The organism is Croceicoccus sp. (assembly GCF_983967925.1).
The window spans coordinates 65,567-87,590 of the sequence record NZ_CFETID010000002.1; the positions used below are offsets into that span (position 1 = coordinate 65,567).

At 63.9% G+C, this 22,024-nt stretch carries 21 protein-coding genes; 12 read left to right on the forward strand and 9 right to left on the reverse strand.

Features of this window, described 5'->3' with window-relative positions; translation table 11 throughout:
• Window positions 1–212 precede the first annotated feature (212 nt).
• The 4 genes from AC4FIJ_RS01625 (at window position 213) to AC4FIJ_RS01640 (ending at window position 6,874) form a co-directional block, all read left to right on the forward strand.
• Complete coding sequence (locus tag AC4FIJ_RS01625; protein ID WP_490334989.1) at window positions 213–3,308, forward strand: response regulator; 3,096 nt, start codon at window positions 213–215, stop codon at window positions 3,306–3,308.
• Window positions 3,305–4,165 carry a CheR family methyltransferase gene (locus AC4FIJ_RS01630; RefSeq protein WP_490334990.1) on the forward strand — a complete coding sequence of 287 codons (861 nt, stop codon included), beginning with the start codon at window positions 3,305–3,307 and terminating at the stop codon, window positions 4,163–4,165. The genes AC4FIJ_RS01625 and AC4FIJ_RS01630 overlap by 4 nt, the downstream gene beginning before the upstream one ends.
• The gene (locus tag AC4FIJ_RS01635; protein ID WP_490334991.1) at window positions 4,155–5,969 is read left to right on the forward strand and encodes a response regulator; all 1,815 of its coding nucleotides are present in this window, start codon (window positions 4,155–4,157) and stop codon (window positions 5,967–5,969) included. Before AC4FIJ_RS01630 ends, AC4FIJ_RS01635 begins: the two co-directional genes overlap by 11 nt.
• A gap of 287 nt (window positions 5,970–6,256) precedes the next feature.
• Window positions 6,257–6,874 carry a YbaY family lipoprotein gene (locus AC4FIJ_RS01640; protein WP_490334992.1) on the forward strand — a complete coding sequence of 206 codons (618 nt, stop codon included), beginning with the start codon at window positions 6,257–6,259 and terminating at the stop codon, window positions 6,872–6,874.
• Window positions 6,875–6,895: 21 nt separating this feature from the next.
• Here the strand turns inward: AC4FIJ_RS01640 and AC4FIJ_RS01645 are convergent, their stop codons facing one another.
• Both AC4FIJ_RS01645 and AC4FIJ_RS01650 read right to left on the reverse strand, forming a co-directional pair.
• Window positions 6,896–7,690 (reverse strand): ThuA domain-containing protein, encoded by a 795-nt coding sequence (locus tag AC4FIJ_RS01645; RefSeq protein ID WP_490334993.1) that lies wholly within the window; start codon window positions 7,688–7,690, stop codon window positions 6,896–6,898.
• Entirely contained in the window at window positions 7,690–9,123 is a 1,434-nt protein-coding gene (locus AC4FIJ_RS01650) for an aromatic ring-hydroxylating oxygenase subunit alpha (protein WP_490334994.1), read from the reverse strand. Before AC4FIJ_RS01650 ends, AC4FIJ_RS01645 begins: the two co-directional genes overlap by 1 nt.
• A 161-nt stretch (window positions 9,124–9,284) precedes the next feature.
• Between AC4FIJ_RS01650 and AC4FIJ_RS01655 the strand changes: the two genes are divergently transcribed.
• The 3 genes from AC4FIJ_RS01655 to AC4FIJ_RS01665 are packed head-to-tail and all read left to right on the forward strand — an operon-like array spanning window position 9,285 to window position 11,660.
• Window positions 9,285–10,067 carry an SDR family NAD(P)-dependent oxidoreductase gene (locus AC4FIJ_RS01655; RefSeq protein ID WP_490334995.1) on the forward strand — a complete coding sequence of 261 codons (783 nt, stop codon included), beginning with the start codon at window positions 9,285–9,287 and terminating at the stop codon, window positions 10,065–10,067.
• Window positions 10,064–10,867, forward strand: coding sequence for an SDR family NAD(P)-dependent oxidoreductase (locus tag AC4FIJ_RS01660; RefSeq protein WP_490334996.1), 804 nt, complete (start codon window positions 10,064–10,066; stop codon window positions 10,865–10,867). Before AC4FIJ_RS01655 ends, AC4FIJ_RS01660 begins: the two co-directional genes overlap by 4 nt.
• 16 nt (window positions 10,868–10,883) lie before the next feature.
• Window positions 10,884–11,660, forward strand: coding sequence for an SDR family NAD(P)-dependent oxidoreductase (locus AC4FIJ_RS01665; RefSeq protein ID WP_490334997.1), 777 nt, complete (start codon window positions 10,884–10,886; stop codon window positions 11,658–11,660).
• 18 nt (window positions 11,661–11,678) lie between these two features.
• On the opposite strand, the gene AC4FIJ_RS01670 is transcribed toward AC4FIJ_RS01665, so the two are convergent.
• The 4 genes from AC4FIJ_RS01670 to AC4FIJ_RS01685 are packed head-to-tail and all read right to left on the reverse strand — an operon-like array spanning window position 11,679 to window position 14,540.
• Window positions 11,679–12,131: a nuclear transport factor 2 family protein gene (locus AC4FIJ_RS01670; protein ID WP_490334998.1), complete on the reverse strand. Its 453-nt coding sequence runs from the start codon at window positions 12,129–12,131 to the stop codon at window positions 11,679–11,681.
• 47 nt (window positions 12,132–12,178) lie between these two features.
• Window positions 12,179–12,616 carry a nuclear transport factor 2 family protein gene (locus AC4FIJ_RS01675; RefSeq protein ID WP_490334999.1) on the reverse strand — a complete coding sequence of 146 codons (438 nt, stop codon included), beginning with the start codon at window positions 12,614–12,616 and terminating at the stop codon, window positions 12,179–12,181.
• A complete protein-coding gene (locus AC4FIJ_RS01680; RefSeq protein ID WP_490335000.1) occupies window positions 12,613–13,962 on the reverse strand; it encodes an aromatic ring-hydroxylating oxygenase subunit alpha in 1,350 nt (449 codons plus the stop codon). Before AC4FIJ_RS01680 ends, AC4FIJ_RS01675 begins: the two co-directional genes overlap by 4 nt.
• Window positions 13,959–14,540 (reverse strand): nuclear transport factor 2 family protein, encoded by a 582-nt coding sequence (locus AC4FIJ_RS01685; protein ID WP_490335001.1) that lies wholly within the window; start codon window positions 14,538–14,540, stop codon window positions 13,959–13,961. The genes AC4FIJ_RS01680 and AC4FIJ_RS01685 overlap by 4 nt, the downstream gene beginning before the upstream one ends.
• A 266-nt stretch (window positions 14,541–14,806) precedes the next feature.
• Between AC4FIJ_RS01685 and AC4FIJ_RS01690 the strand changes: the two genes are divergently transcribed.
• The 3 genes from AC4FIJ_RS01690 to AC4FIJ_RS01700 all read left to right on the forward strand — a co-directional run bounded on the left by AC4FIJ_RS01690 (window position 14,807) and on the right by AC4FIJ_RS01700 (window position 16,799).
• Complete coding sequence (locus AC4FIJ_RS01690; protein ID WP_490335002.1) at window positions 14,807–15,496, forward strand: TetR/AcrR family transcriptional regulator; 690 nt, start codon at window positions 14,807–14,809, stop codon at window positions 15,494–15,496.
• 126 nt (window positions 15,497–15,622) lie between these two features.
• Window positions 15,623–16,312: an SDR family NAD(P)-dependent oxidoreductase gene (locus AC4FIJ_RS01695; RefSeq protein WP_490335003.1), complete on the forward strand. Its 690-nt coding sequence runs from the start codon at window positions 15,623–15,625 to the stop codon at window positions 16,310–16,312.
• A 37-nt stretch (window positions 16,313–16,349) separates the two neighbouring features.
• Window positions 16,350–16,799: a nuclear transport factor 2 family protein gene (locus tag AC4FIJ_RS01700; RefSeq protein ID WP_490335004.1), complete on the forward strand. Its 450-nt coding sequence runs from the start codon at window positions 16,350–16,352 to the stop codon at window positions 16,797–16,799.
• Between the two features lie 19 nt (window positions 16,800–16,818).
• Here AC4FIJ_RS01700 and AC4FIJ_RS01705 read toward each other — a convergent pair whose 3' ends face one another.
• On the reverse strand, window positions 16,819–17,196 hold the full coding sequence (locus tag AC4FIJ_RS01705; RefSeq protein ID WP_490335005.1) for an EthD domain-containing protein: 378 nt from the start codon (window positions 17,194–17,196) through the stop codon (window positions 16,819–16,821).
• Between the two features lie 13 nt (window positions 17,197–17,209).
• Entirely contained in the window at window positions 17,210–18,397 is a 1,188-nt protein-coding gene (locus AC4FIJ_RS01710; protein ID WP_490335006.1) for an aromatic ring-hydroxylating oxygenase subunit alpha, read from the reverse strand.
• A 238-nt stretch (window positions 18,398–18,635) separates the two neighbouring features.
• Here AC4FIJ_RS01710 and AC4FIJ_RS01715 point away from each other — a divergent pair, with 238 nt between their 5' ends.
• Window positions 18,636–20,267, forward strand: a complete 1,632-nt coding sequence (locus AC4FIJ_RS01715) for an AMP-binding protein (protein ID WP_446155987.1) — start codon at window positions 18,636–18,638, stop codon at window positions 20,265–20,267.
• Window positions 20,268–20,273: 6 nt separating this feature from the next.
• On the opposite strand, the gene AC4FIJ_RS01720 is transcribed toward AC4FIJ_RS01715, so the two are convergent.
• Window positions 20,274–21,077 (reverse strand): SDR family NAD(P)-dependent oxidoreductase, encoded by an 804-nt coding sequence (locus AC4FIJ_RS01720; RefSeq protein ID WP_446155986.1) that lies wholly within the window; start codon window positions 21,075–21,077, stop codon window positions 20,274–20,276.
• A gap of 167 nt (window positions 21,078–21,244) precedes the next feature.
• Between AC4FIJ_RS01720 and AC4FIJ_RS01725 the strand changes: the two genes are divergently transcribed.
• Entirely contained in the window at window positions 21,245–22,006 is a 762-nt protein-coding gene (locus AC4FIJ_RS01725) for an SDR family NAD(P)-dependent oxidoreductase (RefSeq protein WP_490335007.1), read from the forward strand.
• Window positions 22,007–22,024 lie beyond the last annotated feature (18 nt).

Below are 22,024 nucleotides of genomic sequence, written 5' to 3' on the forward strand. Positions count from 1 at the left end.
ATGCAGGGTCGGGTAACGCAAATGCGGATCAGCATCCCGGCCGGGAACCTTCCGGCCTGTCAGTAGTTCCGCGTGATTAATCTGGCTGGAGGGACGGTTTTCAGACAATGGCTATTCATGCGGTGACAACCCAAAACCGTGCATCTGCGGCACCGGCATCTTGCCATCGGGAGCGGCGTTCGTAACAAGACGTCAACCGTAGGAAACCAAACTTGAACACCAAAACCGCGCGCGGCACCGCCCGCAATCGTCTGCTTTTGCTTTACGTTCTGCTGGCAGTGCTCGTCGCCCTGCCGTTTCTGGCCGACCTCGTGTTCGCGCTGGGGACTGCGTCATGGGTGATCTACCTGCTGCCCGTGGCGCTGGCCTATCTGACGCCGCATCCGAAACTGCCGCCCGTCATCGCGGCGGTGGCGACGCTGCTGACGATCGCCGGTTTCACGCTGGCCCCCGCCGGTATCGATCCGGCGCTGGCGATGATGAACCGCGCGCTGGGAACAGCCGTCGTGTGGACGGTGGCGATCATCGGCTATTTCTTCATCCAGAACCGGCAGGTCGTGCGGCGCGAACAATGGCTGCAGACGGGACAGGTCGGGCTTGCGCAGGCCATGGGCGGCGAACAGCCGCTCGACCGGCTGGGGGCCAGCGCGCTCGATTTCCTCGTCGACTATCTCGACGCGCAGGCGGGCGCGATCTTCATCCGCAATGGCGAGGGATTCCGCCGTCATGCGAGCTATGGCGTCCCCGCGGACGGGCGCGTTCCGGAAAGCTTCGGCGACGGCGATGGGCTGCTGGCGCAGGCGGCGAAGGAAGGCCGCAGCTTCGTCATCGACGATGTGCCCGACGGCTATCTCTATTACGGGTCGGGCCTCGGCAGCGCGAAACCCGCGCAGATTGTCATTGCGCCCACCTGTGTTGACGGCGACGTCAATGCGGTGATCGAACTCGGCTTCCGCGAAGCATCGCCCGACGCGCTCGCCATGCTGGACCGCGCCGGTGAGCAGATGGGTGTCACGATCCGGTCGGCCAAGTATCGCGCGCGGCTGCGCGAACTGCTGGAGGAAACGCAGCAGCAGGCCGAGGAACTGCAGGCGCAGAGCGAGGAGTTGCGCGCCAGCAATGACGAGCTGGAACAGCAGAGCCGCGAATTGCAGGCCTCCGCCGAACAGCTCGAGGAACAGCAGGTCGAGCTGGAACAGACCAACGCCCAGCTTGAGGAACAGACCCGCCAGCTTGAAATGCAGCGCGACGAGCTGGCGCGCGCGACCAATTCTCTGAAGAGCCAGGCGGGCGAGCTGGAACAGGCAAGCCGCTACAAGTCAGAATTCCTCGCCAATATGAGCCACGAATTGCGCACGCCGCTCAATTCGCTGCTGATCATGGCGCGGCTGCTGGCCGAGAACCGCGACGGCAATCTTTCCGCCACGCAGGTCAAGCATGCCGAGACGATCGAGACGTCGGGCAACGATCTGCTGGCGCTGATCAACGACATCCTCGACATTTCGAAGATCGAAGCGGGCAAACTGGAATTGCAGCCGCGCCGCTTCCGCGTCGGGCCGACGCTCGAAAAGTTGCGCTCGCAGTTCAACGCTTCCGCCGCCGACAAGGGGCTGACGCTCGAGGTGTCCACCGGGTCCGATACGCCCGAGGAGATCGAGACCGATCCCCAGCGGCTGGAGCAGGTGCTCAAGAACTTCCTGTCGAACGCGATCAAGTTCACCGACAACGGCAAGGTCACCATCGAGCTTTCGGGACGCGATAACGGGCGTCTGTCCTTTACCGTGCGCGACACGGGCGTGGGGATTCCCGCCGACAAGCAGAAGGCGATTTTCGAACCCTTCCGGCAGGCCGACGGCACCGTCAGCCGCAAATATGGCGGCACCGGCCTCGGCCTCTCGATTTCGCGCGAACTGGCGCATCTGCTGGGCGGCGAGGTGTCGGTCAGCAGCCAGCCCGGCGAGGGCAGCGCCTTCACGCTGGTCCTGCCGGCCGAATACCAGCCCGCGTCCGTCGCGCCCCGCCCTGCCCCTGCAGCGACCGGCTCGCAGCCGTCGAACCCTCTGCCCGCCCGCCGCCGCAGCGCGGTGCCGGTCGCCGACGACCGCGAGCAATTGTCGGGCGATGCGCGCGTGATCCTGATCGTGGAGGACGATCCGGTCTTTGCCAGCATCCTGTCCGACATCGCGCACGAACAGGGTTTCCAGTGCCTCGTCGCGGGCACGGCGGACGAAGGCGCGCTGATGGCTCGTCAGTATCTGCCGCACGCGGTCATCCTCGACATGAACCTGCCCGACCATACCGGCCTGTCGGTGCTCGACCGGATCAAGCGCGACGTGCGCACGCGCCATATCCCCGTTCATGTCGTGTCGGTCGACGACGACAGCCAGGCGGCGCTGTCCAGCGGGGCTATCGGCTATTTGTTCAAGCCGGTGAAGCGCGAGCAACTGGTCGACATGCTCGAAGGGTTGGAAGCGCGCATGGCGCAGCGCATGCGCCGCGTGCTGGTGGTGGAGGACGACCAGCGGCAGGCCGAAAGCGTCAAACTGCTGCTGGCCAGCCGCGACGTCGAGACGGTGGAGGCCCATTCCGCCGCCGACTGCATCGAACGCCTTGGCAGCGAGACCTTCGACTGCATGGTGCTCGACCTCAACCTGCCGGACGCCTCGGGCCTCGACCTCCTGGAAAAACTGAGCGCGGACGAGAATCTCGGCTTCCCGCCCGTGATCGTCTACACCGGCCGCGACCTCAGCGCGGACGAGGAATTGCGCCTGCGCAAATATTCCAAGTCGATCATCGTCAAGGGCGCCAAGTCCCCCGAACGCCTGCTGGACGAGGTGACCTTGTTCCTCCACCAGATCGTGTCCGACCTGCCCGAACCGCAGCAGGCGCTGATCGCCAAGTCGCTGACCCGCGATGCCGCGCTGGAAGGCCGCCGCGTGCTGCTGGTCGAGGATGATATCCGCAACGTCTATGCCGTCACCAGCATCTTCGAACCGCACGGCGTCGAAGTGGAAATCGCGCGCAACGGGCGCGAGGCGCTGACCGCGCTGCAGAATGCCGCCGACGGAGGCGAGCCGGTTGATCTGGTGCTCATGGACGTGATGATGCCCGAGATGGACGGCCTCACCGCCACGCGTGAGATGCGAAAGGCCGACTGGGGCCGCAACCTCCCCGTCATCATGCTGACCGCCAAGGCCATGGCGCAGGACCAGCAGGAATGTATCGAGGCGGGAGCGAACGATTATCTGGCCAAGCCGCTCGACGTCGACAAGCTGCTGTCGCTGGTGCGTGTCTGGATGCCGCGATGAACGATACGCTGGCACCGCATGAGGAGATCGAGGCCGAGCTGCTGCTGGAAGCGATATTCCGGCAGTATCACTATGATTTCCGGGGATATTCGCGCGGTTCGCTGCATCGCCGACTGATCCGCGCGATGCAGCGTTTCGATTGCGAAAGCCTGTCGCAGTTACAGCACATGCTGCTGCGCGATCCGGCGGTGTTCGGCGAACTGATGGGCTTTCTGACCATCCAGGTCAGCGAGATGTTCCGCGACCCCGCCTATTTCCGTGCGCTGCGCGAAAAGGTGATCCCGCATCTGCGCACCTTCCCTTCGCTGAAGGTCTGGATCGCGGGCTGCGCCAATGGCGAGGAATTCTATTCGCTGGCCATCCTGTTCCGCGAGGAAGGGCTGGAGGACCGCACCATCTTCTATTGCACCGACATCAGCCCCGCCGCGCTGCAAAAGGCCGAAGCGGGTATTTTCGATCTCGACCGCATCCAGCTTTATACCGAGAACCATCGCCTTTCGGGCGGGCACTCGTCACTGTCGGATTACTATACCGCTGCCTATGGCGCGGCGGTCTTCGACAAGAGCCTGCGCCGCCGCGCGGTATTCGCGCAGCACAACCTCGCCAGTGATCACGTCTTTACCGAGGCGCAGCTGGTGTCGAGCCGCAACGTGCTGATCTATTTCGACCGCGAATTGCAGGACCGCTCGCTGGGGCTGTTCGGCGAATCGCTGGTGCGCGGCGGATTCCTGGGGCTGGGATCACGCGAAACCCTGCGCTTCTCGCATCACGGCGACGGCTTCGACGATTTTGACGCCGAGCAGAAGATCTATCGCCGCAATGCCCTTGCGCTGGAAAGGACGGCCAATGCTGCCTGAACGCGTGCCGGTCCTTGCGGTCGACGACATCCCGGAAAACCTCGCCGCTCTGGAAGCGCTGCTGGACGGCGACAGCATCGAACTGGTGCAGGCACGGTCCGGCTCCGAAGCGTTGGAACTGCTGCTCAAGCGCGACTTCGCCGTGGCCCTGCTCGACGTGCAGATGCCGGGAATGGACGGTTTCGAACTGGCCGAACTGATGCGCGGGACCGAGCGGACGCGGCGCATTCCGATCATTTTCCTCACCGCCGTCGCCACCGACGAACGGCGCAAGTTCCAGGGCTATGAAGCGGGCGCGGTCGATTACCTGCTCAAGCCCGTCGATCCGCAGATCGTGCGGGGCAAGACTGACGTTTTCGTTCAATTGTTCCGCCAGCGGATCGAGCTTGCCCGCCAGCGAGACGAAATGGCAGGTATTCTGAACCGGCTGACCGCGCATCGCGACAATTCGCCGCTTGCCATCGTGGAACTGGACGGGGACCAGCGGATACTGGGCTGGTCATGCGGGGCGGAAAAGCTCTTCGGCTGGCGCGCGCATGAGGTCACCGGTTACACGCCGCAGGAATTCGACTGGATCGCGGCCGAGGATGCCGATAGCTTCACTGCCCTTGTTGACGACATGGTGGCGGGCAACCGGCTGAGCGAGATGGTCCCGCTGCGCATGCGGACGACTACGGGCGCGATGCTGGACTGCGAATGCTATTGCTCGGCGCTGCCCTGCAAGGCGGGCGGCCCTGCCTCCATCGATATCCAGATCCTTGACGTCAGCGTACGCAAACGTGCCGAGGAAACGCAGCGCCTTTTGATCGGCGAGCTCAACCACCGGGTGAAGAACACGCTCGCCTCGGTGCAGGCCATCGCCAGCCAGACCCTGCGCCGGTCGGGCGGACCGTCAGATTTCGTGCCGACCTTCACCGGCCGCATACAGGCACTGTCCAATGCGCATTCGATCCTCAGCAGCTGCACATGGCAAGGCGCGCAGTTGCGCGAAGTGATCGAGGGGCAATTGCGCATCGGCGCCGTCGGCGCGGACCGGCTCGGCATGGAGGGACCCGATCTCGACCTGCCGCCCGAAACTGCGCTGCACCTGGCGCTGGTGCTGCACGAACTTGTCACCAATGCGAACAAATATGGCGCCCTTTCGGTGCCCGAGGGCCGTGCGGACATACGCTGGTCCCTGTCTGGCGGGTTCCTGAACATGGAATGGATCGAAAGCGGCGGTCCGGCCGTCGCCGTACCCGACAAGCGCGGCTTCGGTTCGGTATTGATCGAGAACAGCATGTCGGCCGAAGGCGGCATCGCGCATTCGATCTATGCCCCGGACGGCCTGCGCTGGACACTGAACATGCCTTTTAACGGCAAGCCGCGCGTGAACGAGGCGCTGCGCAAGGCCGAGACCATGGTGCAGGGCCCGTCCCCTGCCCCGGCATCGCCGCTTACCGGGAAGCGCTTCCTCGTGATCGAGGATGAACCCCTGGTGATGTTCGAGCTGATCGACCTGCTGGAGGGTGCCGGCGCGTCCATCGCGGGACAAGCATCCTCGCATTCCACCGCGCTGGAACTGGCCGAAGCGGCAGAGATTGACGCGGCATTGCTCGACGGAAACCTGCAGGGCGAAACGGTTGATGATATCGCCGCCGCTCTTGCCGCGCGGGGCATCCCGTTCCTGTTCGTCAGCGGCTATGGGCGCGACCATCTGCCAGAGGGCTTTGCGCAGGCGCCCGTCGTGGCCAAACCTTTCACGGCAAGCGCGTTGCTGGACGGTGCGGCCATGCTGTTTGGCGTGACCGCGGCCCGCGCCTAGGCCGGTTTCCGGCCGATCCAGCAGACGTTGACGGCCGGTTCATCGCGCCATGAAGCGCAGATGGGGCGACCGGTGCAAGCCGGATTGGGCGGATTGGCGGATTGGCGGATTGGCGGAATGTACCGTGTTTCCACCAGGGAACCGGCAGGATATAGCTGACTTGAGGGATCATCCGGACAGGATCGAACAGGAAGAGGCCCATGAACCGAGCAATCCATTTTCTTCCAGCCTTGCTTGCCTGTGCTTCGCTGGCGGCGTGCATGACCGATGGAAATGAAACGAATCTCATGACGCAAGCAAGCGAGATCATGACGCTCAGCGGCCAGCTTTCCTATCGCGAACGGATCGCCCTGCTTCCCGGCAGCACCGCGACCGTCAGCCTTGAGGATGTTTCGCGCGCCGATGCGCCATCGACCATGATCGCCAGCGAAACGATCGAACTGGGCAATCGGCAGGTGCCGGTCCCGTTTCAACTGGTGGTGGATGATGGGCAGCTGTATGAACGCAGTCGCTATTCGCTGCGCGCGACAATCAGCGGCCCCGACGGCGCACTGGCGTGGACGACCGACACCGCCATGCCGGTGGAGAAAGGATCGGGCGACCGCGATTTCGGTATGATCACGCTGGTCTCCGCACGCGGGTCGGCTGGCAGCAAGGCGACGGGCGAAACCGCCTATGTCTGCGGCGATGCGCGCATTCGCGTCGCAGCCTCTGCCGAAAGCACGGCGGTCACTTTCGACGGGCGCCAGATGACGCTGCCCCGCGTACCCAGCGCGTCGGGCGAGAAATACGAAAGCGGCACCGCCGGATCGCCCGAATACGCGATGTTGTGGCTGCGCGGCGACAGGGCGCAATTCCAATGGGGAAGCCGCCGCTTCCCGGAGTGTGAACGTCAGGCGTTATAGGAAGCGGTCCGGCCCACCCCCTCAGCGTTCGGGCCGGACCCAACCGATACCCCGGCGCAGCAGATCGTAATAGACCGGCAGTTCCCACGCGCAGCGATCCACCGTCGGCCACCATTCGGCCATCGGTTGCAAATCGTAATGCCCGCGGCAATGGCCCAGCGTGTTGTACAGCACCGCGCCCTTGCCGCGCTGGCGGATATACATCACCGGGTGCACGCCGGGCGCATCGGCGGCTTCGGCAAAGCCGGTGCCTTCCTCGGTGCATTCGGTTTCCAGCAGCACGTGCAGATCGCCGTGGGTTTCCAGGTGATAGAGCTCATCCGTCGTCTCGAACGGCTCCACCCCGGCGGTCAGCTCGTGATCGGGATCGGCCACGGTTACCGTATAGGGCGCGATCGGCGGGTGCGTGATGAACTGGCTGCCCAGCACGTCCATGAACAGCGGCGCCTCACGCGGGGCGTGGAACAGCCCGTCGTCCATCAGCTTCAGGATCGAGTTCGTGCCGTGGAGCGCATACCAGCGCCCGCCCGCCTCGACCCAGTCGCGCAGCGCTTCCTGCGCCTTTTCGCTGGGCACCACATTGCAGGTATAGCTGATCAGCATGTCGGCGGCGGCGATCGCCTCGACATTCTCGTAATCCTCGAACACGCGGGTGCGGATGCGGGGATCCTCGGCCAGCAGCTTCAGCAGTTCCAGTCGCGCGAAGTCGATGTCGTGCCACACCCCGCCCGCGATCAGGACGCAGTCGATACGCTGGGGATGGTTTTCGGCAGTCGCGCTGGCCAGTGGATCGGGCCCGTGGTCGATACGCTCCATCAGGCCTGCGCCCCATCCTTCCCAAAGCCGCCCAGTTCGCCGTTCATATATTTCATCAAGGTGTCCTGGAACTGGCGAATGCGGATTTCCTGGTAATTGCCCAGCTGGATCTCGCCCGTCTTCGACGCGTGCAACCCTTCCTGCACATAGGGCAGATTGTCCATGTCCTGCTCGAACACTTCGCCAAGACCGCCCAGCTCGGGCGCTTCGGTCCATTTCTGGTCGAGCGTCAGGAACTTGCGCGGCGCTGCGGCGGGCTTGGGCTCGCCCTTCTTGACGCGCGAGAGGATGCGAACCTCCATCACGCTGGTGTCCACCGTCTTCCCGGGCGACCAGCTATAGACGATGTTCGGCATGAACCCGCCCCACGGCCCGAAATTGGGGAACACGTTATAGACCAGCGCATCCAGCACTTCGGCATCGGTCGCGTGCGAATGGTCATAGCCGGTCTGCTCGGCATAGACCTCGCGCATCCGGTCGCCCAGCGCCTCGCGCGCGGTCTTGCCCTCGGGCACCTCGATCGCCATCGGATCGCCGTCTGGATCGTAATTGTCCGAACTGCGGCCGTTATACTTGATGAACTGGTCGACGATCCACTGTTCGCCCTGCCCCTCCTGGATATGCGGGCTCATCACGCCGAACGGGACGAGGTTGGCGTTCACATTGTCGCCCCATGTGCGATAGGCGCCATTGGAATCGCCCGTGAAGGGCAGCAGCTGCGGATGGGTGACGATGGTGTGCCAGGCCTCCATGAAGGCCTCCATCACGACCTTCCAGTTGGCGGGCACCTCCTTGGCGACATGCATCACGGTGATGCATTCGTCGTGGCGCCAGCGCTTGAAATGCTCGGGCAGCGGGGCGAGATATTCCTCAAGGCTCGGCCCGCCGGCGATCTCGCGAATGAAGACGTAACCCTGCCACACGCCGACCTCGGCCTCGGGCAGGTCCATGTTCTTCTTCTTCAGATGCGGGAAATCCCACTGGCAGGGCGCATGGTCGAAACTGCCGTCCTTATTCCATGTAAAGGCATGGAACGGGCAGGTGAACTTCTCGGCATTGCCGTCCTCGGTCCTCAGCTTGCGCCCGCGGTGAAGGCACACATTGTGCATTGCGCGGATCGAACCGTCGTCCTGCCGCACAAGCAGAAAGCTGCGGCCCGCATTCTCGAACACCACGAAATCGCCCGGATCGTTCAGCTCTTCCTCGCGCGCGGCGAATTGCCAGACATAGGGCCACATCCGCTCGCGCTCCTTGGCGGCGAAATCCTCGTCGATATAGCGTTCGACCGGGATCGGGTCCGATCCGCGATATTCATAGGAATCGTCGACCAGAATCTCGGGTGCGGGGCGCGAATCGCGCTCCATCAATTCGTTCCAGCTGATGCCTTCGCTGCGGTCTTCGCCAAAGCGTTCGGTGGGTTCGATGTCGGCCATCGCCTGTCATCCTCTTTGTCAGTTCTTGCGGCGCTTTACGCCGGGATTTGAACACAGACTGCACTTTTTACATGCCCCGGTCACCTTGCCGAAGTCATAGGTTGCCAGTCGCCCCGCTTGGCGCGATTTTCCCCGGCCTATAAGCATGAAAGAGGATGCACATGGCTAACAGGCTTGAGGGCAAGGTCGCGCTGGTGACCGGCGGCACCGGGGGCATAGGCGAAGGCGCGGTCCGGCGGCTGTCTGCAGACGGCGCGAAGGTCATCTTCACCGGTTCGCGGCAGGAAGCGGCGGACCCGATCTGCGCCGACACGGGGGCGACCTTCGTCAGCCACCGCGTGCAGGATGCGGCGGCCTGGACAAGCCTGTCGGACCGTATCCGGCGCGATTTCGGGCGGCTGGACATCGCCTTTGCCAATGCAGGCATCGAAAAGAACGACGGCAGTATCGAAACGATCACGCTGGAAGGCTGGCAAAGCATCCTCGACGTGAACCTGACCGGCGTGATGCTGACCGTGCAGAACGCGGTAAAGATCATGAAGGACAATCCCGGCGGCCCCACCGGATCGGTCATCATCAACAGCTCGATGAACGCGCTTAGGGCGATGGGGAATTACATGGCCTATTCGGTGACGAAAACGGCGGTGGTCGCGCTGGGCAAGTCGGCGGCGAACTATTGCGGTCAGGCCGGATACCAGATTCGCGTCAATTCGATCCTGCCCGGCGTGGTGGAAACCGAGATGATCAAGACGATCATGAACTCGCAGCCCGATCCTGCCGCCGCGCGCGCGATGTATGAAGGCATGTCGCCGCTGAACCGCATGGCCAAGGTCGAGGAGGTAGCCGCCCTGGTCGCCTTCCTCGGCAGCGACGAGGCGGCGTTCATGTCGGGCGGGGAATACACCATCGACGGCGCGTCGACGGCCGGAATGTCGGGCGTATGAGCGGCGATCTGACCGGCCGCGTGGCGCTGGTCACCGGCGCGGTGCGCGGCATCGGCCTCGCCGCGGCGCACAGCATGGCGGCAAAGGGCGCGAAGGTCTGGATCGCCGACCTGAAGGCCGAAGGCGACGATGCGGTCTCGCAGGCACTGGAATCGGTGCCGGGCGGCGCGTATCTCTCGCTCGACGTGGCGGACGAGGCGCAGTGGCAGGCCGCCATCGCCCGGATAGAGGATGAGGACGGCAGGCTCGACATCCTCGTCAACAATGCCGGGATCGACGGTACCGGCCGCGTGCAGGACATGACGCTCGATCTGTGGCGCAAGGTCATGTCGGTCAACAGCGACGGCGCGTTCCTGGGCACCAAGCACGCTTATGCGCTGCTGGAAAAAAGCGGCAAGGACCGCAAGGGCGGATCGTCCATCGTCAATGTCAGCTCGGTCATGGGCTTCGTCGCCTTTCCCGAGAGCAGCGCCTATTGCGCGTCCAAGGGCGCGATCCGCCAGTTCAGCAAGGCCTGCGCGGTCGAATTCGCCACCTATGGCGCGCCGATCCGGGTCAATTCGGTGCATCCCGGTTTCGTGCAGACCCCGCTGCTGGACGAAGGGTTTGACCGCATGGTCCAACGCGGAGTCGCGGAGAAGGCCGACGACCTGAAGAAGCAGGTCAGCGAATCCACTCCCCTTGGCAGGGTGGGAACGATGCAGGAAATCGGCGACGCCATCGCCTTCCTCGCCAGCGAGGAAGCCAGCTACATGACAGGGTCCGAAATGGTGGTCGACGGCGGCTATATTGCGCGCTGATCAGGGGGAAATGACGATGTTTGGATTGAACGATTGCATCGCGCTGGTCACCGGCGCGAAGGGCGGCATCGGGCGCGAGATCGTGTCCGCCATGAAGCAGGCGGGCGCGACCGTCATCGCCACCGACCTTGGCGAGGATGACGGGAACACCGGCGCGGACCATTATTTCGCGCATGACGTGACCAGCGCCGACGACTGGCAAAGGATCGCCGATTTCATCTCGTCGGAATACGGACGGCTCGACGCGCTGGTGAACAATGCGGCGATCTCCATCGTCACGAAGTTCGAGGATACGCCGCTGGCCGAATTCCACCGGCTGAACGCGGTGAACGTCGACAGCATCATCATCGGCACGCAGGCGATGCTGCCGCTGCTGAAGGAAGGCGGCAAGGCGCGCGACAGCGGCGCATCGGTCGTCAATTTCTCTAGCGTCGGGGGCCTGCGCGGTGCAGCGTTCAACGCGGCCTATTGCACCAGCAAGGCGGCGGTGAAGATGATGTCGAAGTGCCTGGGCGCCGAATTCGCGGCGCTGGGCTACAACATCCGCGTCAATTCGGTGCATCCCGGCGGCATCGAAACCCCGATGCTGGGCTCGATCATGCAGCGCTATGTCGATATGGGCGCGGCCCCCTCGGTCGAGGCGGCCGAGCAGGGCACAATCGCGGCGCATCCGATCGGACGTTTGGGCCGGCCCGGCGAGATGGCGGGCGGCGTCGTGTTCCTGTGCTCACCCGCCTCCAGCTTCATGACCTGCGACGAGCTGGTGATGGACGGCGGCTTCTCGCAAATCTGACCGAAGCCGCGCCGATGCTCAGCGCTGGCCGTGCACTTCGGCCAGCGAACCGGGCATCGGCATCATCGGCGTGATCGCGTAATGGCGGCACTTCCACGCGCCGCCCTGCTGCACGCATTCCATCCGGTACTTGACCTGCACGGTGATGCTGCTGCCATCCTTCGCCGCGCCCATGCCGATGACATAGGCCGTCATCGCGCCTGCGCCTTCATCGGCATCCCACCCGTCGGGCCGGAAATTGCTGATGAAATGGAAATGATGAGTCATGTCGGCGAACACCGCCTTGTAGAACGCGCCGATCTCCTCTCGCCCCGTCATCGCGGGCAGGCCTATGGCCGAGAAATCCGCCACCGCATCGTCGGTGAACAGGTCCATCAGCGGCCCCACATCCTCCAGCCCGTCGACGGCATAGCAATATTCGATCAGATGCCGCTCCAGCGCGGTGCGGACATTCTCGGGCATTTCAGACATAATTTATCCTCTCACGGGGTCGTTCTGTTGGCCGGTCTGGCAGGCATTCAGGCGGTTAGCGGCATCATCGCGTCCAGCGTGAACCGGCGGCAGCGCCACGCGCCCTGATGCTGCACGCATTCCATCCGGTACTTCACCTGGACCGAAATGGCGTCACCACTGTTCGGCATCCCCATTCCCATGACATAGGATGTGATCGTCCCCACCGTGCCGTCCCAGTACTCGGCGCGGGGATTGGCGGCGATGTGGAATTCATGCGCCATGTTTTCGACCAGCCCGGCATAGAAGGCGCGGATTTCGTCCTCGCCCCGCATCACCGGGAACCCGACGGACGAGAAATCGATGGCCGCATCGGGCGTGAAGCAGGCGACGACACGCTCAGGATCGCCGCGCGTGTCGACCGCGTCCGCATATTCGACCATCAACCGCTTCAGCGCGCGGAACACCTCTTCCGGCATCTCGCCGGGACCTGTGCCCGCGTTCATTCGCCTGCTTCGGCCTTTTGCTCGGTCGGGTGGCCCAGCACCACGTCGTTCAGCAATTCGTGGAACCGCTGGATGCGCTTTTCCTGATAGGTCAGCAGACATCCCTGAAAGCCGCGCGAATTGAGGCCCTGCTGCTGCGTCGTGCCGATCGACAGGTCCTGATCCGCCACGAAGCCCAGCGAGACCCCGTCGCCATAGACCGAATGGCGGTGAATCGCGTCATGCTTCAGCGGCGCGGTGCCGACCGGCGTCTCGACTTCCTTCATCCCCTCGACCGGGGGATACAGGCACCAGTGCTGGAACACGCATTTGGCGGGGTCGGTCGGATGCGGCTCGGTGCGCAGGATCTGGCACTGCTCCGGGCTCATCGTGATGGTGAGATTGGGGAACAAAGTGCAATGGAAATAATCCACCAGCTGCTGGTCGGTCATGTGGTGGTAATTGGTGTAGCCGCGCTCGGGGCCCAGTTCACGCTTCGCCTTGATCACCGCCTCGCGGATGTCGGCGGTCCGGCCGCGATATTCTTTCGGATCGATGCCCCACGCCTCGGCGGCTTCGTACAGGCCGGGGGGCACGTCGCCGCTGACGTAATCCTTGCGGCTGGTCGCCTGATGGCCGATCATCCACATTGCATTGTGGCCGCCTTCGTACATCTCGAACAGGGTGGTCGGCAGGCCGTCGTTGATGAAGGTCGCCAGCTCGGGATGGATCGTGGGCAGGTGATAGCTCTCGTTGAAATTGTCGCGGATGATCTTCCAGTTGAATTCGCAGTCCGCCGATACGTTCAGCACGCGCACCCAGTTGTCGAGCTTGTAGCCCTCCAGCCTCTCGGGGAACGGCGCAAGCCATTCCTCCAGCGGCGCGATGTCCTTGTCCATCGCCCAGAACACGAACGGGCCCCATGTCTCGCAGCGCAGTTCGGACAAATGCACCTTGCCGCAGGGGCTGCCGCCGGGGAAATCGTCCTCGTCCTGCACATGCACCAGCGTGCCGTCCGGATCGAACTGCCATCCGTGATAGCCGCAGGTGATGCGCGGGGTCGAACCCACATCGCCCAGCACCAGCCGGTTTCCGCGGTGCGGACAGGTGTTATAGAACGCGCGCACGCCGCCATCGGCCTGCTTGACCATGATGACCGACTCGCGCCCGAAATTATGGCGGATGAAATCGCCCTCTTCCTCAAGGTCGGCGGTCACGCCGCCCAGATGCCACACGCTGGGCCAGAGGTTTTCGTATTCCGCCTCCATCCACTCGCGCGAGGTATAGCGGTCGGCGGTGATGGTATCGCCGCGAACGGGCTGGTCATATTCCGCCGAATAGCGGGCTGCGCCGGATTGTACGTTCATCTTACAGGCTCCTGTTGTTCGGTTCGCGGCTCTGCGGTTTCGGGCCAGTCGCGTGTCTGGCTGAAATCCTCGCCGCGGCGCGCTCCTCGCGGAGCGCCCGGATTATCGGTAAAGAAGGCGCGGCTGCCGGGATTGTCGCTGGCCCAGTCGGTGACCAGCCGGCGGCGCGCGATGCGCCATTCCCCGTTTTCGCGGGTGAATTCGTCGATGTAGCGTCCGGCGATGAACAGGTCGCGGACCTCGCCCTGTTCGTTCCGCACATCGTGGAACGCCCGGAAATAGCTTTCGCCGCTAGCCCGGCCAGATGCCGCATCGCCGCCGGAAAATTCGATCCGCACCTGCCCCAGCTGATGATGCGAGGCGTCCATGTCCGCCAGGAAACCCAGCGCGAAATCGGCAAACTCTAGCGGCGTGCCCGTCATCAGCCCGCAATCGACGTAGGCGTCCGCATGGAACGCGCTCAGCAGGCTGTCGCGGTCGAGCCGGTCGACGCCGCGCATATAGCGCTGAACCGCGTCGGTGATGTCGCGCCGTGCGGCAAGATCGCGGATCTCGGCAGCCAGATCGGTCTCGCTCATTGCGGCAACTCCGCCGCGCCCGCGCCGGTCCTGAAAGTGCCGCGTCTGAGACAGCCGGTTGTGGGCCTTCGCATGGTCATCCTCGCATTTCCCGGCTGCGATTCGTGCCGCAGCCGGCGTGTTTCGCAGGATTGTCGCACCCCGCGCGCCCTTCTGGCAAGAGATAACCGGCAACCCTGCCTGTTTTATTGACGGATCGGCTGCATCGGCTCTACTGAAGGAAAGGATAGGGTAGCCGCAGACAGCCGAAATCTGGCGAGGACAGCATGGCAACGATAAGGCCGATCACGACGCGAAGGTCGCAGGCGCTCCACCGGATCAGGCCGGGCGGCGGGCCGGACGACCGCACCCGCTGGCAGCAGCGCAAGAGTTCGATGACGCGCGAGGCCATTCTGGAGGCCGCGGTCGATAGTCTGGTGGACACCGGCTATGCGGGGCTTTCGACCAATGATGTCGCGCGCCGGGCGGGCGTCTCGCGCGGTGCGATGCATCACCATTTCGCTTCGCGCGCCGATCTGGTCGAGGGGTTGATCGAGCATGTGTTCTATCACCGCATGCGCCAGTTCCTCGACGATTTCCTCGCCCGGCTAAAGCAGGCCCCGACCGGAGAAGACCCCTATCGCATGGCGATGGAGCTGCACTGGCGTTCGGTGCAAAGCCGCGAATATGGCGCATTCCTGCGCCTTGCCGTCGCGGCCCGCAGCGACGAGGCGCTGGCCGCGATCTTCACCCCCGCCGCGCGCCTCTATGACGAGATCTGGCTGGGCGAGATGCACCACGCCTTCCCCCAGTGGCGCGAGGCGCCGGAGCTGATGCGGATTGCCAATGACGTGACGCAGGCGGTCCATGCCGGACTGCAGATCAACGGCGCAACCTGGGGCGACGCACGCATGGCGGCGGTGCTGGAACGCGCGGCCATTCTGGTCGAGGATCTGGCGCGCGAGGCCCGGGGCTGAACGTCGTATCTGGTAAGTCGGCACGAAAACCGGCCACCCTGCCTCTTATTATAAGAAAGGATAGTTGCGCGCGGGTCAGCGGGGCGAGCACTCTGGGCGAGAAGAAACACATCGTGGGAGAGAACCATGGCCAATGTCTATATCACCGGTGCCGGGCGAGGCATCGGCCTTTCACTGGCGCAAAAGCACGCCGAGGCAGGCGACCGCGTCTTCGCGCTGGTGCGCGATCCCGCGAAATCGGATGAACTTTCGCAGCTTGCGAACGGATCGGGCGGCAAAGTGACCATCCACAAGATGGACGCAGGCGATCTGGCGTCTATCCCCGATGCGGCAGCGGCCACCGGCAACGACAGCGTCGACGTGCTCTACAACGTCGCAGGCAATACCGGCCCGATGAACAACGAGCTTGAGACAGAGATCGACTGGGACGGCTGGGGCAGCGCCTTCGACGTGATGGTCAAGGGCCCGCTCGCCGTGCTCAAGGCATTCCTGCCGCGCATGCACGAGGGCAGCAAGGTGGTGAACTTCTCAAGCCAGCTGGCTGCCAGCACCTGGCCGATGGGCGGCTACTACGCCTATGGCGCCGCCAAGGCCGCGCTTAACCGGCTGATGCGTTCGGTGGCCATCGACCTGAAGGACAAGGGCATCATCGTCGTCACCCTGCATCCCGGCTGGGTGCAGACCGACATGGGCGGCCCCGATGCCGAGATCACCCCAGAGGAAAGCGCCAGCGGCATTCACGCGCTGACGCAGAAGCTGACGATCGGCGACAGCGGCGACTTCTTCAAGTGGAACGGCGAACACCATCCCTGGTGATCCGCCCCCCGGGAACATCCACGTAGAGGAGAGAGGCATGCCATTCACCGGCCCGCTAGAAGACCGCATCGCCATCCGCGAAGTGATGGAAACCTATGCCTATGCCGTCATGACCATCGACGCCGAACTATGGGCATCGACATGGGCGGAGGATGCCTATTGGGCGCTACCCGAATATCCGGATCTGGGAGGGTTCGAGGGCAAGAAGGCCATCGTCGATGCCTGGGTGGGATCGATGAAGGTCTATGGCCTCGACGACATGAAGCGGCCGATGGTCTATCTCGCCCATCCCGGCCGGATCGAGGTGGACGGCGACGCCGCCCGCGCCACCACCATGACGATCGAGATCTATCAGCACCCCGAAACCGGCGAAACCGTGCACGGCAATGGCCATTACGAGGACGAACTGGCGCGGATCGACGGCAAATGGGTGTTCACCCGCCGCGAATATCGCATCTTCCACGAACGCCGGGCCGGTGGTGAATAGGCGCAGCTAATAAGCCTGCCTAAGACGGATGCGCGGGCGGGAGGACGGGCGGCAGCTCGCTCTCCCGCTCGTCGATCCGGTAGGTGCGCATGCTGGCGCTGTCGAACAGGCGAGGCTCGTCCTCGGCGATCATGGCGGCGATTTCGGGATCCTGCACCGATGCGAAGAACGCCTCCATCGTGCCCTCGTCGGGGAAGTCCATCTCCATCACCACGTCGGCCTCTGCGCCGTCGTCGTCGCGTCCGAAGGGCGTCAGGAAACGCCGGACATAGCGCGTGGCATAGCCCGACATGACCTTTTCCCCGATGCGGGCATGAACAGTCTCGTAATGCTGGACGAATTCCTCGTGGCTCATCCCCTCGCGGCGGCGAAAGATCGACAGCAGGGTGATGGTCACTGGCCCCGCCCCGTCACATCACCGGTTCGGGCGCGGAGGGATCCTCGGCCATGTACCAGTTCAGCCATTCGTGGAAATACTGGTTCCCGCGCTCGTTCTTGCCGAAGATCAGCTCTTCATGCGCGCCCGATTCCAGGCCCTTCTGGATCTCCATGCCGATGACGTAATCTTCCTCATACGTGACGTCGCGGAAGAAATTGACCATCTGCTCCAGCTTTTCCGCCTCTTCATCGTCCTTGGGCGCTTCGCGGCACAGATAGTTCAGAACGGTGCGGTTCTTGTCGGGCGTCGGCCCGGGGAACAGCTGCGCGACCTGCGTGATCTCGGGCGCGACGAAGATCGAGACATTGGGGAACAGGATCCGCACGAAGTCATATCCGTAATTCTCGCGCGTGCCCCATTTTTCGCGCGGCACGTCCTTCAGCAGATTGCTGATTTCATGCTGCGGAAAGCTGATCCGCATCGACGGGCCATAGCCCTCGTAATGCATCGTGTTCGACGGCGTGCGCGGAAAGATCGTCTCGGGATGCAGCGACTGGAAGTGATAGCCTTCGAGATAGCCGTCGAACGCGATCTTCCAGTTCGCGCCATGGATTTCGCGGCTGCCGATGAAGTGCCAGTCGGCAAAGCCCAGATCCGCAAAATCATTGAGATAGCCGCGGAAATAGCCATCGAGATCGATCGATCCGTTCTGGTCGAGCGACACGAAGATCAGCCCATGCCGCTCTTCGCACGGCAGTTCCTTCAGCCCGCGTGCGGACTTGTCGACATCGCCAAAGCTCTTCTGGTCGTTGATGCCGATCAGCCGGCCGTCGCGGCCATAGGTCCAGGCGTGATACTTGCAGATGAAGCGCGAGCAATTGCCGTGCCCTTCCTCCGCCACCGGCGCGCCGCGATGCGAGCATACGTTCAGGAACGCCCGCACCGTACCGTCCTTGTCGCGGGTAATCAGGACCGGCATGCCGACCGCGTCCATCGCCTTGTAATCGCCGGGGTTGGGCATTTCGGCGGTGAAGGCCAGCATCAAGGGCAGCTTCTTGAAGATCCGGTCGATCTCCTGCCGGTACACCTTTTCGTCGCAATAGGATGCGGCGGGCACGGTCATGGTGTCCTTGCCCTGGAATGTGGTCTTGTTCTCGACATAGCCGATCATGGTTTCGGCCAGTTCGCCCAGATGTCCGATGCGTGCTGCGCGGTCCATCGCTCTCTCCCGATGTGTTCTGCATGGAATCCGCACCTTGGGGATTCCCGGTTGGGACGAAAACTGCCCCTTATCGACGGCAGAAACAACCTGACGGGAATGAGAGGTTGTGCCTCAGGTAAAAGCGCACGCTGGCGCCTTGCGGCCGAGATCCTGTTATTGCCGGGACCCTATTATTTCCGCCAATGGCCGCCGCCGCCCATCCGCGCGAGAACGAGGCAGGGAAAGGAGCAAATTCATGGACCGAGTGGAAGCGCCGTGGCGCTGGCTGGAGCGATTGCCGCGCCATCTTGCGGATTTCGCAGACCAGTGGCGGGGGAAGACCATCGCCGATCTCGCTCGGGAACGGGTGGACGAAGATCCCGGTTTCGTCGCACTGGTCGACGACCGCCGCGACCTGACGCGCCGCGAATGGCTGGAGGAGGCGCAGGCACTGGCCAATGCATTGCACGCGCGCGGCTTTGCGGCGGGCGACGTGATCGCATTCCAGACACCCAATTGGCACGAGGCGGCGATCATCGACCTTGCCTGCGCCATCGCCGGACTGGTGCTCTCCCCCATCGTGCCGATCTACCGCGATGCCGAGGTGACGATGATGCTGGGCGACTGCCGTGCGCGCGGCCTGTTCACCTGCACGCAGTTCCGCCGCTATGACTTTGCCGAAATGGCGGACAGGATCCGCGGCGACCTGCCCGACCTGACCCATGTCTTCACCGTGCGCGGCGACGGGCCGGACGATTTTGCCGCGCTGGTTCAGGAAGGCCGCACCCTTCCCGCATACCGGCCCGAAGTCGATGCGACCGAAGTCAAGCTGGTGCTCTATACCTCTGGCACCACCGGGCGGCCCAAGGGCGTTCTGCACAGCCACAACACGCTCGAGAATATCGTGCGCAAAAGCTATGAACACTGGCGGATCGGCGAGGGCGACACGCTGATCATGCCCTCGCCCGTCACCCATGTGTCGGGCTATGCCAACGGGCTGGAATCGCCGCTGATCATGGGCACGCGCGTCGTGCTGATGGAAAGCTGGAACGCCGAAGAGGCCGTCCGCCTGATCGAGAAATACGAGGTGGCGGGCACCGTCGCGGCGACCCCGTTCCTTGTCGAGCTGGCCAATGCCGCGCGGCAGGCGGGCACGCGGCTGCCGTCGATGCGCATGTTCGCCTGCGGGGGCGCGGCGGTGCCGCCCGACCTCATCCCCTCGGCCAATTCGGCGTTCGACAATCTGCAGGCGTTCCGCGTCTTTGGCGCGAGCGAGGTTCCGTTGGTCAGTTTCGGCTGGCCCGACGATCCGGAACTGGCAGCGCGCACCGACGGCGAGGTGGTCGATTACGAAGTGAAGTTGATCGACGACGCCGGCGAGCCGGTCGCGCCTGGCACGGAGGGAGAGATCCTCTCACGCGGGCCGTCGATGATGCTGGGCTATGCGGACAAGGCGCAAAGCAGCGCCGCCTTCGATGCAGAGGGCTATTTCAGGACCGGCGACCTGGGCGTGCTGTCGCCCGAGGGCGCGATTACCATCACCGGCCGCAAGAAGGACCTGATCATCCGCGGCGGCGAGAACATCAGCGCGGTCGAGATCGAGGACGTGCTGCGCACCCATCCGCAAGTCCGCGACGCCAGCGTGGTCGCCATGCCGCACGAACGGCTGGGTGAAGGCGTGTGCGCCTATGTCATCAGCGAGGAGGACGCGCCCGACACCGCCGCGCTGTGCCGGCATGTGCAGGAAAGCGGGCTGGCAAAGCAGAAAACGCCCGAACGCTTCGTCTTCGTTCAGGATTTCCCCCGCACCGCATCGGGCAAGATCCGCAAGGACCGCCTCCGCGCCGAAGTCGCCGCCATGATCGAGCAGGAGAAAGCGAGCGCCTGAGCGCCCTTACCCCTTGGCGGCGGCGGCGATCGAGGCCTCCATCTGCTCGGGCGTGGGATTGCCGCGCAGGCACAGCCCGCCGTTTACCTGCAGGTTCTCGCCCGTCATGAAACATTCGTCGCTGGCCAGGAACACGGCGGCGGCGGCGATATCCTCGCTGGTGCCGTATCGGCCCAGCGGATAGCCGGGTAGGAAGCTTTCCAGCAGGCCGGGCACTTCTCCCGCCTCCGCGGTCATCGGCGTTTCGGTCAGGCCGGGCGAAATCGAATTGGCGCGAATGCCGTCGTGCCCGAACTCGTTCGCAACGCAGCGGATGATGTGATCGGTCGCCGCCTTGGTGCCCATATAGGCGGCGTGGTTCCACAGCATGATCTTTGCCGTCGCGCTGGAAATCTGGATGATCGATCCCCCCTGGCCCCCATGCGAACGCGCCATCTTGCGCAGCAGTGCCTGATAGAGCTGAAACGGTCCGACCAGCTGCAGAGCCGTCATCTGCTCCAGCTGCTCACGCGTGTTGTCGAGGAACGGGGTCAACAGGCCCCAACCGGTGGCGTTGACCGCGATGTCGATGCCGCCCATCGCCGCATGCGCATCCTCCACCAAGGCGTTCACGCTGTCTTCCTGCGTCAGATCGCAGGCGATCGCCGTCGCGCCGTTTTCCTTGGCGAAATCGTCCAGCACCGCCTGCTTGCGCCCCGCGACCGTGACCGCCGCGCCTTCGGATAGGAAGCGCCGCGCCATCATCTGCCCCATATTGCCCTCGCTGCTGGCGCCCACGATCAGGGCGCGCTTGCCTTTGAGTCTTGTCATCCGTGCGTCTCCCATGTGTTTGCGTCATGAGTATCACCGGGGGGCGACGCGCAGCACTGCGCAAAAGTGCAGTCGATACGTCGCCGCAGCGCCTCTAGTGTAAGACTGCATCGAAATCCGCGCGCAGCATGCGCGGAACGGATCACACCACGGGAAAGGATTGTCACATGGATCTGGGCCTCAAGGGCAGGAAAGCCATCCTCATTGGCGCGAACGGCGGCATCGGCCGCAAGGTCGCCAAGACACTCGCGGCCGAGGGTTGCCATGTCGCGATCTGCGGACGCACGCAGGACAAGGTCGACACCGTGGTGGGCGAGCTTGAGCCCAGCGGCGTGACCGTTCACGCCAAGACGCTGGACGTTACCGATGCGGGCGCGGTCCCCGCCTTCGTGAAGGAAGCCGCGGACAAGCTTGGCGGCTGCGACATCTTCATCAGCTTCACCTCCGCCAATCCGGGCGAGGATACTGACGATGGCTGGGAGACGATCCTGAAAACCGATATCCTGCCGATGCGCCGCGGGATCGAGGCGGCCATGCCCTTCCTCGAGAAATCGGACGCCGCGTCGATCATCTGCATGAGCTCGACCGGCGCGGTCGAGGAATTCATGGGCGTGCAGCCGTACAACTCGATGAAGGCCGCGGTGATGAACTATGCCGCCGCGCTGTCGCAGAACCTTGCAGGCAAGGGCATCCGCGCCAATTGCATCACCCCCGGCCCCGTCATGTGCGAGGATGGGCCATGGGCCTATATCCGCGACAACATGAAGGAATTCTACGAGGATACCGTGTCGAAGATCCCGATGGGCCGCCTGACCGACGGGGACGAGCTGGCCCGCACCATCGCCTTCGTCGCATCGCCAACGTGCAAGGCAATGACGGGCGCGAATATCGTGGTCGACGGCGGCTATACCAAGCGCGTGCAGTTCTGAACCGCGAACGGGCGGGGC

What these genes read in the sequence shown, in the direction of transcription:
- AC4FIJ_RS01630 (WP_490334990.1), top strand. Translation starts at nt 3,305, where the DNA reads ATGAACGATACGCTGGCACCGCATGAGGAGATCGAGGCCGAGCTGCTG.
- AC4FIJ_RS01635 (WP_490334991.1), top strand. Translation starts at nt 4,155, where the DNA reads ATGCTGCCTGAACGCGTGCCGGTCCTTGCGGTCGACGACATCCCGGAA.
- AC4FIJ_RS01640 (WP_490334992.1), top strand. Translation starts at nt 6,257, where the DNA reads ATGACGCAAGCAAGCGAGATCATGACGCTCAGCGGCCAGCTTTCCTAT.
- AC4FIJ_RS01645 (WP_490334993.1), bottom strand. Translation starts at nt 7,690, where the DNA reads ATGGAGCGTATCGACCACGGGCCCGATCCACTGGCCAGCGCGACTGCC.
- AC4FIJ_RS01650 (WP_490334994.1), bottom strand. Translation starts at nt 9,123, where the DNA reads ATGGCCGACATCGAACCCACCGAACGCTTTGGCGAAGACCGCAGCGAA.
- AC4FIJ_RS01655 (WP_490334995.1), top strand. Translation starts at nt 9,285, where the DNA reads ATGGCTAACAGGCTTGAGGGCAAGGTCGCGCTGGTGACCGGCGGCACC.
- AC4FIJ_RS01660 (WP_490334996.1), top strand. Translation starts at nt 10,064, where the DNA reads ATGAGCGGCGATCTGACCGGCCGCGTGGCGCTGGTCACCGGCGCGGTG.
- AC4FIJ_RS01665 (WP_490334997.1), top strand. Translation starts at nt 10,884, where the DNA reads ATGTTTGGATTGAACGATTGCATCGCGCTGGTCACCGGCGCGAAGGGC.
- AC4FIJ_RS01670 (WP_490334998.1), bottom strand. Translation starts at nt 12,131, where the DNA reads ATGTCTGAAATGCCCGAGAATGTCCGCACCGCGCTGGAGCGGCATCTG.
- AC4FIJ_RS01675 (WP_490334999.1), bottom strand. Translation starts at nt 12,616, where the DNA reads ATGAACGCGGGCACAGGTCCCGGCGAGATGCCGGAAGAGGTGTTCCGC.
- AC4FIJ_RS01680 (WP_490335000.1), bottom strand. Translation starts at nt 13,962, where the DNA reads ATGAACGTACAATCCGGCGCAGCCCGCTATTCGGCGGAATATGACCAG.
- AC4FIJ_RS01685 (WP_490335001.1), bottom strand. Translation starts at nt 14,540, where the DNA reads ATGAGCGAGACCGATCTGGCTGCCGAGATCCGCGATCTTGCCGCACGG.
- AC4FIJ_RS01690 (WP_490335002.1), top strand. Translation starts at nt 14,807, where the DNA reads ATGGCAACGATAAGGCCGATCACGACGCGAAGGTCGCAGGCGCTCCAC.
- AC4FIJ_RS01695 (WP_490335003.1), top strand. Translation starts at nt 15,623, where the DNA reads ATGGCCAATGTCTATATCACCGGTGCCGGGCGAGGCATCGGCCTTTCA.
- AC4FIJ_RS01700 (WP_490335004.1), top strand. Translation starts at nt 16,350, where the DNA reads ATGCCATTCACCGGCCCGCTAGAAGACCGCATCGCCATCCGCGAAGTG.
- AC4FIJ_RS01710 (WP_490335006.1), bottom strand. Translation starts at nt 18,397, where the DNA reads ATGGACCGCGCAGCACGCATCGGACATCTGGGCGAACTGGCCGAAACC.
- AC4FIJ_RS01715 (WP_446155987.1), top strand. Translation starts at nt 18,636, where the DNA reads ATGGACCGAGTGGAAGCGCCGTGGCGCTGGCTGGAGCGATTGCCGCGC.
- AC4FIJ_RS01720 (WP_446155986.1), bottom strand. Translation starts at nt 21,077, where the DNA reads ATGACAAGACTCAAAGGCAAGCGCGCCCTGATCGTGGGCGCCAGCAGC.
- AC4FIJ_RS01725 (WP_490335007.1), top strand. Translation starts at nt 21,245, where the DNA reads ATGGATCTGGGCCTCAAGGGCAGGAAAGCCATCCTCATTGGCGCGAAC.